Below are 14,224 nucleotides of genomic sequence, written 5' to 3'. Positions count from 1 at the left end.
GCACTGTGGTTATGGGTCTCGGCCTTCGCCGGGACGACCCGGGGAGGGATCCTCGCCCGCGATCTCCTGCGGCAGCGCGATCACGACGCGGCCGCCGGCGATGTCGACCTCCGGCACCACCGCATCGGTGAACGGCAGCAGCATCGTGGTGCCTGTGGGCGGCGCAATCTCGATGATGTCACCGGCGCCGAAATTGTGGATCGCGAGCACGCGGCCGAGCGCATCGCCGGCCATGGTGACGGCGGCGAGCCCGATCAGATCGGTGTGGTAATATTCGCCCTCGTCCGTCGCGGGCAGCTTTTCGCGCGCGACGTAGAGCTCGATGCCGTTGAGGCGCTCGGCCTCATCGCGAGTCGTGACGCCCTTGAACGTTGCAACCAGATGATCCTTGGCCGCGCGCGCCGTTGCGACCTCGAACTGGCGCTTGCCGTCCTTGGACGAAAGCAGACCGTAGCTCCGCACGGCAAACGGATCTTCCGTGAAGGTCCACAGTTTGACCGCGCCGCGCACACCATGCGCGGCGCCGATCCGCGCGACGCAGACCAGCGCCGGCATGATCTGGCCTTAACCCTTCGCGGCGGCTTCGGCCTGCGCCTTGCGCTCCTTGCGCGGCACGGCCTTCTCGGGGTTGTTGCGCACTTCGCGCTTCTTGACGCCGGCGGCGTCGAGGAAGCGCGATACACGGTCCGACGGCTGCGCGCCCTTGGCGAGCCAGGCCTTCACCTTGTCCATGTCGAGCTTCAGCCGGGTCTCGTTGTCCTTCGGCAGCAGCGGGTTGAAATAGCCGAGACGTTCGATGAAGCGGCCATCGCGCGGAAAGCGCGAATCGGCGACGACGACGTGATAGACGGGACGCTTCTTGGTGCCAGCGCGGGCGAGACGGATAACGACGGACATCTAAGTTCTCCTTCAAAGTACGTTTTGTTCGGTTGATTGGTATTCCGCGTTGCGCGAGACCGCTGCGATCTCCCGCGACGAATTCCTCATTTCTTCTTGCCAGGGAAACCGCCGAGACCCGGCAGCATCGGCTTGCCGCTCAGCCCGGTCAGGCCCGGAACGTTCGGCAGACCCTGGCGCAGCCCGGCAGGTAGATCCTTCGGCAGGCTGGGCAGACCCTGTCCGCCGCCACCCTGCATCTTCTCCTGCAGCGCCTTCATCTCTTCCGGCGAAGGCGGCTTCATGCCGCCGCCAAAGCCCATCGCCTGCGCTATGCCCGCGAGCGGACCGCGCTTGCCGGAGCCCATGGCCTTCATCATATCGGCCATGTTCCGGTGCATCTTGAGCAGCTTGTTGACCTGCTCGACGCTCTGGCCGGAACCTGCGGCGATGCGCTTCTTGCGGCTGGCCTTGAGCAAATCGGGATGACGGCGCTCGTCGCGCGTCATCGAATCAATCACCGCGACCTGGCGCTTCAAAATCTTGTCGTCGATGCCGGCGGCCGCGATCTGGTTCTTCATCTTGGCGATGCCGGGCATCATGCCCATCAGGCCGCTGATGCCGCCCATATTGGCCATCTGCAACAGCTGCTCGCGCATGTCGTTGAGGTCGAACTGACCCTTGCGCATGCGCTCGGCGGTGCGCGCGGCCTTTTCGGCATCGATGTTGGCGGCAGCGCGTTCGACCAGCGAGACCACGTCGCCCATGCCGAGGATGCGGCCGGCGATACGATCAGGATGGAAATCCTCCAGCGCATCGGTCTTTTCGCCGGTGCCGAGCAGCTTGATCGGCTTGCCGGTGACCGCGCGCATCGACAGCGCGGCGCCGCCGCGGCCGTCGCCGTCCACGCGCGTCAGCACGATACCGGTGAGGCCGACGCGCTCGTCGAAGGCGCGAGCGAGATTGACGGCGTCCTGGCCGGTGAGGCTGTCCGCCACCAGCAGCACTTCATGCGGATTGGCGGCGGCTTTGATCGCTGCCGCTTCCGCCATCATCTCTTCGTCGAGCGTGGTACGGCCGGCAGTGTCGAGCAGCACGACGTCGTAGCCGCCGAGCTTGCCGGCCTCGAGCGCGCGCTTCGCGATCTGCGCCGGCTGCTGGCCGGCGACGATCGGCAGCGTCGGAATGTCGAGATCGCGGCCCAGGACGGCCAGCTGCTCCATCGCCGCGGGACGGTAGATGTCGAGCGACGCCATCAGCACCTTGCGCTTGTCGCGCTGGACCATGCGACGGGCGAGCTTTGCGGTGGTGGTGGTCTTGCCGGAGCCTTGCAGACCGACCATCATGATCGGCACCGGCGGCACGGAATTGATGTCGATGGTCTGGCTTTCGGCGCCGAGCGTGTTGATCAGCTCGTCATGGACGATCTTGACCACCATCTGGCCTGGCGTCACCGACTTGACGACGGTGGCGCCGATCGCCTGCTCGCGGACCCGCTCGGTGAAGCTGCGCACCACCTCTAACGCGACGTCGGCTTCCAGCAGTGCGCGGCGCACTTCGCGCATCGCGGCGTCGACGTCCTTTTCGGTCAGCGCACCGCGCCCCGTCAGACGATCGAGAATGCCGCCAAGCCGTTCCGACAGATTGTCGAACAATGCCGTTGTCCTTTTTTCACCTCTCCCCGCAAGCGCGGGGCGAGGGAGCAGAAATCCAAACACCTTCACGCCCGAGGGCGCATCGCGCTGTCGGGCGTTGGCCTCTGGCCTCTGGGACCAGTCGGCGGGTCGAAAAGAAAGCCTTTCCGAGAAGTGCCGGGGTTAAACGCCGCTGACGCCCGAAAGTCAAGGAAAGTTAGGGTGGCCGGGGCTGCTTTGGAAGGCAAAGCCTTGAAAAGATGAACTTTCCGGCGGCGGGTTCCTTTTCCGCAGACCCCGCCCATATAGCGGTGATGTCCTCCCCCTCCGACCATCTTTGAAGCCAGTTCCGTGCCGATCACCCGCCGCCGCCTTTTCGGACTGCTCGCCGGTGCCGGCGCATTGGTCGGCGTGCCCTCCCTTTGGATGTCCCGCATGAAAACCTATGACGGCCGGGTCTCCGACCATTTCGACGGCCTGAACTTCTTCGATCCGGACGGCGTGCCGCCGAAATCGCTTCGTGAGGTCCTGCGCTGGCAATTCGGCGGCAAGCGGCAGCGCGCGACTTGGCCGGATTGGGCGCCGAGCCCCCATGCCGACGCCCCGCCCGACCGCGTCCACGGCGACAAGGTGCGGCTCTCTTTCGTCGGCCACGCCAGCTGGCTGATCCAGACCGGCGGCCTCAATATTCTCGTCGATCCCGTCTGGTCGACGCGGGTCTCGCCCGTCAGCTTCGCCGGGCCGAAACGGCACAACGATCCCGGCATTGCGTTCGACAAGCTGCCGAAGATCGATGTCGTGCTGGTCTCGCACGGCCATTACGATCATCTCGACATGGCGACGCTGTCGCGGCTCGCCAAGAATTTTGCGCCGCGTGTGGTGACCCCGCTCGGCAATGACGTCACGATGCGCAGCACCGATGCGACGATCAAGGTGGAAGCGTTCGACTGGCATGATCGCGTCGAGCTCGGCGGCGGTATCGCCGTGACCCTGGTGCCGACCCGGCACTGGTCGGCGCGCGGCATGTTCGATCGCAACAAGGCGCTGTGGGCGAGTTTCGTGCTGGAGACGCCTGCGGGGAAAATCTACGTCGTCTGCGATTCCGGCTACGGCGATGGCGGGCATTTCCGCCGCGTCGCCGAGAGGCACGGGCCGCTCCGCCTGGCGATCCTCCCGATCGGCGCCTATGAGCCGCGCTGGTTCATGCACGACCAGCACATGAACCCGGAAGACGCGGTGAAGGCGCTCGCGGATTGCGGCGCGCAAGCCGCACTCGGGCATCACCACGGCACGTTTCAGCTGACCGATGAAGCAATCGATGCGCCGGCGAAAGCGCTGGTCGAGGCGCTCGATGCCGCGAAGGTTCCGCAGGAAAGATTTGTGGCGATGAAGCCGGGGCAGGTGGTGGAGATCTAGCTTCGCCGTCGCTTCGAACCCGCTGTCGTCCCGGCCTAGTGCGCAATTGCGGCCGGGACGACAATCGAGTCTGTAGCGGCAGCTGCCCCTACTGCTCTTTCGCCTTGATCGCCCAGCTCACATTCACCGTCACCGCTAGCGTTTCCTCGCCCGGCGCGACCGCGGCCTGCGGTACGGCCATGGGAGCTGCGGCCATGCGTCCCTTGAACAGCGGCATCGGGGCGCCGCCTTCGGAGACGCTGAGCGGTGCACCCAGCGTGACGCCGGTCGCCTTGGCGTAGATCTCCGCTTTGCGGCGGGCGTCTGCGACAGCTTTCTCGCGGGCATCGTCGAGCAGTTTCGAGGCCTGCGTAACCTCGAAGGAGATGTTGCCGATATCATTGGCGCCGGCGCCGACCAGCGTGTCGATGATGGCGGCGACCTTGGTCACGTCGCGGATCTTCACGGTGACGCGGTTTGAGGCGCGGAAGCCGACCACGGGCGAGGCGCCGGTGGATTTGTTCTGGCCGTATTGCGGCTGCAGCGACAGCCGCGAGGTCTGGTAGTCCTTCTCGTCAATGCCTGCGCCCTTCAGCGCCAGCAGCACCTTGCCCATCGCGGCGTTGTTGGCGTCGGAGGCTTCCTTCGCAGACTTGGCGTCGTTGGCGACGCCGGCGTCGATCTGCGCCAGATCAGGCGCGGCGGAGATCGTGGCTTCGCCGCTCACCGAAATCGCGGACGGAAAATCGTCGGCGAGCGCAGGCGTTGCCAGCATCGTGGCGGCAAAGGACGCAACAAGGGAGGTCAAAAGGATGGCAGGCTTTTTCATCGGTTTCACTTCAGCGGCACGAAAACATTGATCACGAGCTTGTCCTCCGCCGTCTTCAGGGGATCGGTGAGGTATTCCTCGATGAAGGTGTCCTTGGCTTCCAGCTTCTTGTCGTCGAGATGATTGGTGATCGCCTCATAGGTGTTGTCCATGTTGTCGTAGGAGCCGCGATGAACGAATTTCAGCGCCTTGCCCTCCGGCGATTTGCCGACGCTCATGTCCTTGGGCAGGTTCTTCGGGTCCTGCTCGACCGGGATCTCGGCTAGGAAGGTGAAGCCGGTGTCGTCGGTCGAGGTGTAGACGATCATCGAATTGCCGGCGTGCTTGATGCCCTGCTTGTCCAGCAGCGTGTTCAGCGCCTTGAAGGCGTCAATCAGCGTGTCGAAGGCCGAGTCCCAATTGGCAGTGCCCTTGACCATCAAAACCTTCTTGGACTCGAGCGTGGTCTCCTGGCCGAAAGGATCGGCCGTCTGCACGGGAGCCGGCGTCGCGGCGGCAGCCGGGGGCGGAGTGGCCGGGCTGGGTGACGCACTGGCGGCTGGCGAGGGCGAGGTTGCAGGGGACGTTGCAGGGCTTGGCGTGGCGCTGGCCGCCGGCGAGGGCGTGGCGACGGGGGCAGCGCTCGCGGCCGGGGCGGGCGAAGCCGACGGGGCCGGCGAGGGGCTCGCTGATGCGGCCGGTGCCGGGCTCGGCGTTTGGGCCAGCGTGGCGGACAGACTAAACGACAAGGCCGCTGCCGGGATCAGCGCGGCCAAAACGAGACGACGAAACCTGAACATTTTTATTCTCCCCAATAGCTTATCCGCCAAGGCCTTACGTCCCCGAAGCCTTAGCCCGGCCGCATGTCCCGGATCGCGCGAATTGCGCCGTTCTAACACGCGAGCGCCGAATTCGTCCCATGACAGATGCGTCATGGCAGCGTCCTGGCTCTTGTCGGCAAATCACTGGCCAAGAGGGCCAAGGATCGCCATATAAGGCAGGCGAAATTCGGGAATTTTCATGAGCGCGCTGGCCAACCACGCATTTGCCAAGATGAACGGCATCGGCAACGAGATCGTCGTTGTCGACATGCGCGATTCCACCTCAAAGGTCACCCCGGACGATGCCCGCGCGGTGGCATCGCCGCGAGGCGGCGTGCCCTACGACCAACTCATGGTGCTGCAGAAGCCGCGCTTCGACGGCACCGAAGCGTTCATCAGCATCTACAACAGAGACGGCTCCGAGGCCGGCGCCTGCGGCAACGGCATGCGCTGCGTCGTGCGGCGCATCTTCGAAAAGACCGGCCAGAGCACGGCAACGTTCGAGACGGCCGCGGGCCTGCTCAATGCCTGGCAGGGTCCGGCGCCGGATCTTTATACGGTGGACATGGGCGCGCCGAAGTTCGGCTGGCAGGACATTCCGCTCGACCAGGAATTTCGTGACACCCGCTACATCGAATTGCAGATCGGCCCGATCGACAATCCGATCCTGCATTCGCCCTCGGTGGTCAGCATGGGCAATCCGCATGCGATCTTCTGGGTCGATGACGTCAACGCCTACGACCTCGAGCGTTTCGGTCCGCTGCTGGAGAACCATCCGATCTTCCCGGAGCGCGCCAACATCACGCTAGCCCATATCGTCGATCCCCAGCACATCACGATCCGCACCTGGGAGCGCGGCGCCGGCCTGACCAGGGCCTGCGGCTCGGCCGCATGTGCCACGGCGGTCGCGGCGGCGCGGCTGAAGCGCGCCGAGCGCAATGTCGAGATCACGCTGCCCGGCGGCAAGCTCGGGATCGAATGGCGCGAGCGCGACGATCACGTGCTGATGACGGGCACGGCGACCTTCGAATATGAAGGCCGTTTCGATCCGGCGCTGTTCGCGCCGGTCGGGTGATGAGCGTCGACATCGTCACCTTCGGATGCCGCCTCAATGCTTTCGAGGCCGAGGTGATCCGCCGCGAGGCCGAGGGCGCGGGCCTTTCAGATGCCATCGTCATCAACAGCTGCGCCGTCACCAACGAAGCGGTGGCGCAGGCGAGGCAGTCGATCCGCAAATTGAAGCGCGAGCGGCCGGGAGCGCGCATCGTCGTCACCGGTTGCGCGGCGCAGACGCAAAGCGGCATGTTCGCCGAGATGGCCGAGGTCGATCGCGTCGTCGGCAATGACGACAAGATGCGGTCGTCTGCGTGGCGCGAGGCGCGTACGGCGTTCGATCTCGGTACGAGCGAAAAAATCGCCGTCAGCGACATCATGGCGGTGAAGGAGATGGCGCCGCATCTCATCGACGGCTTTGCGAGCGGGCTGCCCCGCGTGTTCGTGCAGGTGCAGAACGGCTGCGACCATCGCTGCACCTTTTGCATCATTCCGTTCGGGCGCGGCAATTCGCGCTCGGTGCCGATGGGCGCCGTGGTCGATCAGGTCCGGGCATTGGCCGAGCGCGGCCATGCCGAGATCGTGCTGACGGGCGTCGACCTCACCAGCTACGGCACTGACCTGCCGGGCACGCCCAAGCTCGGCATGCTGACGAAGCAGATTTTGCGGCATGTGCCGGAGCTGAGGCGCCTGCGCATCTCCTCTATCGATTCGATCGAGGCGGACAGCGATCTGTTGGATGCAATTGCTGAGGATTCGCGGCTGATGCCGCATCTGCACCTGTCGCTGCAGTCCGGCGACGACATGATCTTGAAGCGCATGAAGCGGCGGCATACGCGCGGCGACGCCATCGCGTTCTGCGACCAGGTCCGCCGGCTGCGCCCGGATATCGCGCTGGGGGCCGACATCATCGCGGGCTTTCCGACCGAGACCGAGGAGATGTTCTCGCGCTCGCTCGATCTGGTCGAGCAATGCGGCCTGACGTTCCTCCACGTCTTCCCCTATTCGCCGCGTCCCGGCACGCCGGCCGCGCGGATGCCACAGGTGGCGGGCGGTGCAATCAGAGAGCGTGCGAAGCGGCTGCGCTCGGCCGGTGAGACCGCGCTCCTGCAGCGGCTGCAAGCCGAGATAGGCGCCACGCGTGAGGTGCTGATCGAGAGCGACGGTCAGGGACGGACGGAGCATTATCTGCCGGTGGCGATTGCGGGCGAGCGTGTGGGGAGTGTGGTGTCGCTGCGGATTGCCGGTCGCGATGGCGCGCGGCTGACGGTGTGATGCTTCCTTCCCTTCTCCCCTTGTGGGAGAAGGTGGCGCGAAGCGCCGGATGAGGGGTTGCTTCCGCGTACTCAACTCAATGTGGACTCGCGGAGAGAGACCCCTCACCCGTCTCGCCGCTGCGCGGCGAGCCACCCTCTCCCACAAGGGGAGAGGGAAAAACTACAACGCCCGCACCTGCCAGAAGCGCAGCGTCCGCCGCGCATTCTCCGGGGTCATGCGCGCGTAATGGCTTTGAGCCCTTGCGATATCGGCCGGCTTCATCGCGCCGCTCGCAAAGCGGCTTTCGAGCACGGCGGCGGTGGTTTCCCAGCTGAGCTGCGCTGCCTTGCACGGCACCAGCAGGCCGTCCTCGCGCAGGCTTTGCATCAGCGGGCGGATGACTTCGACAGTCGATCCCGACAATGCCGCCAATGCGGCCACCGCTTCTTCATAACGGCGCTGTGTTGCGAAGCCGAGCAGCGTCGCTTCGCTGAGCTGGCCGGTCGCCCTGAGACCTGCGACGGCGCGCTTGGCGCCTTCGAAATCGCGGACACCCGACATCTCGCGCTCGACACCGACGGTGACTGCGGCGATCGCGCTCTGGATCTCCTCGAACAGATGCGGCGGCGCGCGCGACAACAGGCGGGTCCGCACGGCCTCGCTCGCCGAGCGCAGCAATTGACGGCGCAGGTCTGACGGCAAATCGACGCGGACGCCGACGCTGACAGCGAGCTCGGGATCGGCCTCCGCCTGTCCGACGATGACGGCAAATCCGCTTCCGGAGACGCGCGCGCCGGGATTGGCGGCGAGCCGCCGGCTGACGCTGGGATAACGTCGCGCCAGCAATGCATCGGTGACGATCTCCTTCAGCCACCAGCGTCCGGCGACCGCGAGCAGATGCGGCTCGCCCTTGGATGATGCGATCTGCACCAGCGCGCCGTCGTCGAGGCGCGCGGATTCCTGCAGCACGGGACCAGCGATGCGGATTTCGTCATTGTTGGCGAGGCGGCGAATGACCGATGGCGGCGCCTGCGCGATCGGCGCGAGCTGCGCGCTGATCTCGGCGAGCGCTACGCGCGCGCCCATGTCGGCGATGGCGCGGAGCTCGATGGTGCCGATCATGCGATCGAGCACGTCGTCAAACAGTGCGATCTGCTCGTCGTCGAAACTGCCGGCGGAGGACAGGAACAGGTCGGTGACGCGGCGGGCTGTTGCCAGGCCCTTTTCCGCCGAGCCAGTCCGAAGCGCGGACTCGACCTCGTCGATGATCGATAACTCGGCCGTGGACATGACGCGCAGCTCGTCCTGAGCAGATTGACGGAAGCTTGTTCTAAGCAACCGCTATCATTAGAGACGAGCACTGAACGTTTCGTAAACTATAGGGGGCGCTGCGCGGCCTCCTCACCATGAGGGGCGAGCAGTCGGGCTACTCCCCGTTCCACCCGCAGGCGCGGAGCCGCTCGTGCATGTGGGGCGGGGCAGGCGCCACCACGCGGACCGGCTCCTTGTTGCGGGAGATCGGTACCACGATCTCGCGGGAATGCAGGTGCAGCTTCGGCTCGCCGAAGCGCGGGCCGTTGCCGTAAATGTTGTCGCCGAAGATCGGCCAGCCGGTCGCCGACGAATGCACCCGCAATTGATGGGTCCGCCCGGTCACCGGTTCCATGGCGAGCCAGGTCAGGCCATCGCCCCGGCCCATCACCTTCCAGTTGGTGATGGCCTTCTGGCCCTCGGGATCGGGCTTCTGCCACCAGCCTCGCTCGGCGTTCAGCCGTCCGAGCGGCATGTCGATGGTGCCTTCGTCCTCGGTGGGGCCGCTCTCGACGATGGTCCAGTAGGTCTTGCCGATCTTGCCATGCTTGAACAGCAGGCCGAGCGACGCCGTCGCCTTGCGATGGCGGCCGAGCACGAGGCAACCCGAGGTGTCCTTGTCCAGCCGGTGGGCCAGCACCGGCGGCCGCGGCAGGCCGAAACGAAGCGCCTCGAAGGAGGTTTCCAGATTGGCACCGCCCTTGGGTCCGCGATGCACCGGCAGGCCGGCCGGCTTGTCGATGACCAGCATCAATCCGTCGCGATGGAGCACGCGCGCCAGGATTTCGTCGGCCGTCAATTCGGGAACATCGAGCAATTGCAGGACTTTCGGTCAAGACTTTCGTTTGCGAGCCGGAACGGCTAACACACCGCCACCATGAACGATACCACCCCCGAGACCCCCAAGCTGAGCTGGTGGCGCCGCCTGTCCGACGGGCTGAAGCGCACCTCGTCCTCGCTCGGGACCGCGGTCGCCGACCTCGTCACCAAGCGCAAGCTCGACCGCGCCATGCTCGACGATATCGAGGACGTGCTGCTGCGCGCCGACCTCGGCACCTCGGTCGCGGTGCGGATCGCGGATGCGGTTGGCACGGGACGCTACGACAAGGCGATCTCGGCGGACGAGGTCAAGGACGTCGTCGCGACCGAGGTCGAGAAGGTGCTGGCGGCGGTGGCGAAGCCGCTCGAGATCGACGCCGGCAAGAAGCCGTTCGTCATCCTCGTGGTCGGCGTCAACGGCTCCGGCAAGACCACCACCATCGGAAAACTCTCGCAAAAATTCGCGTCCGAAGGCCGCAAGGTGATGCTGGCCGCCGGCGACACCTTTCGCGCGGCGGCGATCGAACAGCTCAAGGTCTGGGGCGAGCGCACCAGGACGCCCGTCATATCAGGCGCGCAAGGCTCGGATTCGGCGAGCCTCGCCTTCAACGCGCTGACGGCGGCGAAGGAGCAGGCCGTCGACCTGCTCCTGATCGACACCGCCGGGCGGCTTCAGAACAAGGCCGAGCTGATGAACGAGCTCGAAAAGGTCGTGCGCGTCATCCGCAAGGTGGACGCGACTGCACCGCATGCGGTGCTGCTTGTGCTGGACGCCACTGTCGGCCAGAACGCGCTGTCGCAGGTCGAGGCCTTCCATCGCACCGCAGGGGTCACCGGTCTCGTGATGACGAAGCTCGACGGCACCGCCCGCGGCGGCATTCTGGTGGCGCTCGCGGAGAAATTCAAACTGCCGGTGCATTTCATCGGCGTCGGCGAAGGCGTCGACGATCTCGCGCCGTTCACCGCGCGTGATTTCGCCCGCGCCATTGCCGGAATCGAAAGCTGAAGAATGGACAAGACCCAGCCGCATCCGCTGTTCAAGCTTGCGACCGAGCTCGGCCCGCTGCTCGTGTTCTTCTTCGTCAATGCGAAGTTCAATCTGTTCGCAGCGACCGGCGCCTTCATGGTCGCGATCGTCGCGGCGATGATCGCCTCCTATGTGGTGACGCGCCACATTCCGATCATGGCGATCGTGACGGGCGTCATCGTGCTGGTGTTCGGCACGCTGACCTTGGTGCTCCACGACGAGACCTTCATCAAGCTCAAGCCGACCATCATCTACGCTTTGTTCGCCGCGATCCTCGGCGGCGGCCTGTTGTTCGGCCGCTCCTTCATCGCCGTCATGTTCGACCAGATGTTCAATTTGACGCCGCAGGGCTGGCGCATCCTGACGCTGCGCTGGGCGCTGTTCTTCGCCGGCATGGCGGTGTTGAACGAGATCGTCTGGCGCACCCAGAGCACCGACTTCTGGGTCAACTTCAAGGTGTTCGGCGTCACGCCGATCACCATGATCTTCGCCATCGCCCAGATGCCGCTGACCAAGCGCTATCACCTCGAGCCGGCGTCGCTGGAAGCGAGCGAGGCCGAGGCGGGCGATGTGAGGAAGGGTTGAGCTCTCAACTCATCATTGCCGGTTGCGGCCACACACTCAACTGTCATCGCCGGGGCGATCCAGTATTCCAGAAACGGTTGTGAGATACGGAGAGGCCGCGGCGTACTGGATGCCCCGGTCAAGCCGGGGCATGACAGCGGTGTTTGGGGTTGGGTCCTTCGCTCACACTGACGACAGAGCTAGCTCCCCGCCGCCTTCAACGCGTTCTCCATCTGCGGCAACAGCACCGTCCGCAAATTCTCCGGCGTGATCGGTCCCACCAGCTTGTAGACGATGGTGCCTTCGCGACCGACGACAAAGGTCTCCGGCACGCCATAGACACCCCATTCGATCGAGGCGCGGCCGTTGGCATCGACGCCGACGTGGCCGAACGGGTTGCCGTAGCGCCCCAGGAAGCGCCGCGCATTGTCGGCGGCATCCTTGTAGTTGATACCGACGAGCTGGAAGCGCTTGTCTTTTGCCAATTCGGTCAGCAGCGGCGCCTCGTCGTGGCACGGCACGCACCAGGACGCCCAGACATTGACGAGGCTGACCTTGCCCTTGAACGCGGCGGGATCGAGGCCGGGGATCTGCACATTGTCAGCCTGCAATCCCTCGAGCGGCGGCAGCGTGGTTTGCGGCGCGGGGCGTCCGATCAGCGCAGACGGAATTCGCGAGGGATCGCCGCTGCCGAGCCGGAACCAGAACAGCAGCGCCAAGCCGATGAAGGCGATCAGCGGCAGCACCATCAGGAAGGTGCGGCGCTGCGGCGGAGCGGACGTCGATTGCTCGCTCATGATTGATCTCTCATGCTCGATCTCTCATGGCCGATCCGTCGCGCTACGGCCGGAGCGGCGGGTCACGCCGCTGCGCTCGAGCTCGCGCAGGCGCTGTGTCTGGCTACGATGATCGAGCACGATCCAGCCGATCAGGATCACGACCACAAGGGCGGCCGCGGCATAGGATGTCACGATGAAAGACGCATAGGGACCGAGCGACATGATCATGCAGCCCCAGCTTCTTTTGACGTGCTGCCTTCACGCGAGCCGGTGCCGACTTCTGCAAACGCCACACGGCTCGCCTGCATCATCTGCAGGGACCGCACGCGCCGTCGCAAAATCTCGTTGCGCATCGCAGCCAGATGCAGCGTGACGAACAGCAGGGTAAACGCGACCGCCATCACCAGCAACGGAATCAGGAATGATCTGTCGAGCGACGAGCCGCCCATCCGCATCACCGAGGCCGGCTGGTGCAGCGTGTTCCACCAGTCGACCGAGAACTTGATGATGGGCAGGTTGATGGCGCCGACTAGGGTCAGCACGGCGGCGGCGCGCGCCGCGCGGGAGGGCTCGTCGACCGCGCGCCACAGCGCCATCAGGCCGAGATACATCAGGAACAGGATCAGCACCGAGGTCAGCCGCGCGTCCCATTCCCAATAGGTGCCCCACATCGGCCGGCCCCACAGCGAGCCCGTGAGCAGCGCAAGGAAGGTGAAGCTGGCGCCGATCGGGGCGGCCGCTTTGGCGGCGACGTCGGCAAGCGGATGCCGCCACACCAGCGTGCCGAGCGAGGCAATGCTCATCACGCCCCATACGAACATCGACAGCCAGGCATTAGGCACGTGGATGAACATGATCTTTACCGTCGCGCCCTGCTGATAGTCGTCGGGTGCGGTGGCAGACTGATAGAGCCCGATCGCGAGCAGGATGATGGTCGCGGCCGCAAGCCATGGCAGCAGCCGCGCCGTCAGCGCGAGGAACCGTGTGGGGTTGGCGAGGTCGATCAGCGTCATGGTATCCTGATAATCACCGGTAAGCGCTCACGCAATCAGCACGAAAGTCCGCAGCGAAAGTTGATCGGGGTCAAGGTCAGTCCAGCCCATCTCAATCCAGCCCATGCTTCAGGCTCGCCGCAGCCGCGAAGGGGCCGATCACGAGACTGACCAGCGACAGCGCGCACAGGATCGAGAACGGCGCGCCGAACGTCATGGGTCCGACGATCGCCGCCTGCGAGGCTGCGACGCCGAAGATCAGCACCGGTATCGACAGCGGCAGCACCAGGACAGCTATCAGCAAGCCGCCACGATGCAGCGTCACCGCCAGCGCCGCACCGACCATCCCGGTAAATGTCAGCGCCGGGGTGCCGGCGAGCAGTGTCAGCGCCACAGCACCGGTTGCGACCATGTCGAGGTTGAGCAGCAGGCCGAGCACGGGGGTTGCGACGATCAGCGGCAGGCCGGCGGCCAGCCAATGCGCCAGCGCTTTCGACGCGCAGGCGAGTTCCAGCGGGGTCCGGCTCATCGTGATCAGGTCGAGCGAGCCGTCCTCGTGGTCGGCCATGAACAGCCGGTCCAGGGTCAGCAGGCTCGCCAGCAGCGCCCCCAGCCACAGGATGGCGGGTCCGAGCCGCGACAGCAGTGCCAGGTCCGGCCCCACAGCAAACGGCATCAGCACCACCACGGTCAGAAAGAACAGCACGCCAATCAACGCCCCGCCCCCGACGCGGAGCGCGATCCGGATATCCCGGCGGATGAGGGCAGACAGGGCGGTCATGCCACTGCTCCCAGAGGTGAGGAGGCAGCGTCGGCCGGTTGCGCCGGGCGAGCTGCGCTCCCTCCCCCCTTGTGGGGGAGGGCGGGGGAGGGGGGTAGCCCCGAGGA

At 65.5% G+C, this 14,224-nt stretch carries 16 protein-coding genes; 5 read left to right on the top strand and 11 right to left on the bottom strand.

The genetic code is table 11. From position 1 onward, the window contains the following. Positions 1-9 precede the first annotated feature (9 nt). From rimM to ffh, 3 genes are all read right to left on the bottom strand, one after another. Positions 10-555 (bottom strand): ribosome maturation factor RimM, encoded by a 546-nt coding sequence (gene rimM / locus IVB42_RS41525; protein WP_018459805.1) that lies wholly within the window; start codon positions 553-555, stop codon positions 10-12. 9 nt (positions 556-564) lie between these two features. Next, on the bottom strand, positions 565-897 hold the full coding sequence (gene rpsP / locus IVB42_RS41520; RefSeq protein WP_007598827.1) for a 30S ribosomal protein S16: 333 nt from the start codon (positions 895-897) through the stop codon (positions 565-567). 86 nt (positions 898-983) lie between these two features. After that, positions 984-2,531, bottom strand: coding sequence for a signal recognition particle protein (gene ffh, locus IVB42_RS41515; protein ID WP_018459806.1), 1,548 nt, complete (start codon positions 2,529-2,531; stop codon positions 984-986). 330 nt (positions 2,532-2,861) lie between these two features. On the opposite strand from ffh, the gene IVB42_RS41510 reads away from it, so the two are divergent. Further along, positions 2,862-3,926, top strand: coding sequence for an MBL fold metallo-hydrolase (locus IVB42_RS41510; RefSeq protein ID WP_247397653.1), 1,065 nt, complete (start codon positions 2,862-2,864; stop codon positions 3,924-3,926). Between the two features lie 88 nt (positions 3,927-4,014). Here the strand turns inward: IVB42_RS41510 and IVB42_RS41505 are convergent, their stop codons facing one another. Both IVB42_RS41505 and IVB42_RS41500 read right to left on the bottom strand, forming a co-directional pair. After that, positions 4,015-4,734 (bottom strand): SIMPL domain-containing protein, encoded by a 720-nt coding sequence (locus tag IVB42_RS41505; protein WP_018459808.1) that lies wholly within the window; start codon positions 4,732-4,734, stop codon positions 4,015-4,017. A 5-nt stretch (positions 4,735-4,739) separates the two neighbouring features. Then, complete coding sequence (locus IVB42_RS41500) at positions 4,740-5,513, bottom strand: GyrI-like domain-containing protein (protein WP_026233881.1); 774 nt, start codon at positions 5,511-5,513, stop codon at positions 4,740-4,742. 220 nt (positions 5,514-5,733) lie between these two features. On the opposite strand from IVB42_RS41500, the gene dapF reads away from it, so the two are divergent. Further along, entirely contained in the window at positions 5,734-6,609 is an 876-nt protein-coding gene (gene dapF, locus IVB42_RS41495) for a diaminopimelate epimerase (protein WP_018459810.1), read from the top strand. Next, positions 6,609-7,862, top strand: coding sequence for a tRNA (N(6)-L-threonylcarbamoyladenosine(37)-C(2))-methylthiotransferase MtaB (mtaB, locus tag IVB42_RS41490; protein ID WP_247391069.1), 1,254 nt, complete (start codon positions 6,609-6,611; stop codon positions 7,860-7,862). Before dapF ends, mtaB begins: the two co-directional genes overlap by 1 nt. Before the next feature lie 162 nt (positions 7,863-8,024). On the opposite strand, the gene IVB42_RS41485 is transcribed toward mtaB, so the two are convergent. After that, positions 8,025-9,134: a DUF2336 domain-containing protein gene (locus IVB42_RS41485; RefSeq protein ID WP_247397647.1), complete on the bottom strand. Its 1,110-nt coding sequence runs from the start codon at positions 9,132-9,134 to the stop codon at positions 8,025-8,027. A gap of 136 nt (positions 9,135-9,270) precedes the next feature. Continuing rightward, positions 9,271-9,972, bottom strand: a complete 702-nt coding sequence (locus tag IVB42_RS41480) for an RNA pseudouridine synthase (protein ID WP_026233882.1) — start codon at positions 9,970-9,972, stop codon at positions 9,271-9,273. A 60-nt stretch (positions 9,973-10,032) separates the two neighbouring features. Between IVB42_RS41480 and ftsY the strand changes: the two genes are divergently transcribed. Then, entirely contained in the window at positions 10,033-10,980 is a 948-nt protein-coding gene (ftsY, locus tag IVB42_RS41475) for a signal recognition particle-docking protein FtsY (protein WP_018459814.1), read from the top strand. Positions 10,981-10,983: 3 nt separating this feature from the next. Further along, positions 10,984-11,586 (top strand): septation protein A, encoded by a 603-nt coding sequence (locus IVB42_RS41470; protein ID WP_007598838.1) that lies wholly within the window; start codon positions 10,984-10,986, stop codon positions 11,584-11,586. A gap of 179 nt (positions 11,587-11,765) precedes the next feature. On the opposite strand, the gene IVB42_RS41465 is transcribed toward IVB42_RS41470, so the two are convergent. The 4 genes from IVB42_RS41465 to ccmB all read right to left on the bottom strand — a co-directional run bounded on the left by IVB42_RS41465 (position 11,766) and on the right by ccmB (position 14,117). Continuing rightward, positions 11,766-12,362 carry a DsbE family thiol:disulfide interchange protein gene (locus IVB42_RS41465; RefSeq protein ID WP_018459815.1) on the bottom strand — a complete coding sequence of 199 codons (597 nt, stop codon included), beginning with the start codon at positions 12,360-12,362 and terminating at the stop codon, positions 11,766-11,768. A gap of 24 nt (positions 12,363-12,386) precedes the next feature. Further along, a complete protein-coding gene (gene ccmD / locus IVB42_RS41460) occupies positions 12,387-12,572 on the bottom strand; it encodes a heme exporter protein CcmD (protein WP_018459816.1) in 186 nt (61 codons plus the stop codon). Continuing rightward, on the bottom strand, positions 12,569-13,357 hold the full coding sequence (locus tag IVB42_RS41455; protein ID WP_018459817.1) for a heme ABC transporter permease: 789 nt from the start codon (positions 13,355-13,357) through the stop codon (positions 12,569-12,571). The genes ccmD and IVB42_RS41455 overlap by 4 nt, the downstream gene beginning before the upstream one ends. Before the next feature lie 91 nt (positions 13,358-13,448). Beyond that, positions 13,449-14,117 carry a heme exporter protein CcmB gene (gene ccmB, locus IVB42_RS41450; RefSeq protein ID WP_018459818.1) on the bottom strand — a complete coding sequence of 223 codons (669 nt, stop codon included), beginning with the start codon at positions 14,115-14,117 and terminating at the stop codon, positions 13,449-13,451. Between the last annotated feature and the right edge of the window lie 107 nt (positions 14,118-14,224).

This window comes from Bradyrhizobium sp. 45 (assembly GCF_023073155.1).
GTDB classification, from domain to species: Bacteria; Pseudomonadota; Alphaproteobacteria; order Rhizobiales; family Xanthobacteraceae; genus Bradyrhizobium; species Bradyrhizobium canariense_D.
This window is presented reverse-complemented; position numbering and strand designations above follow the sequence as displayed.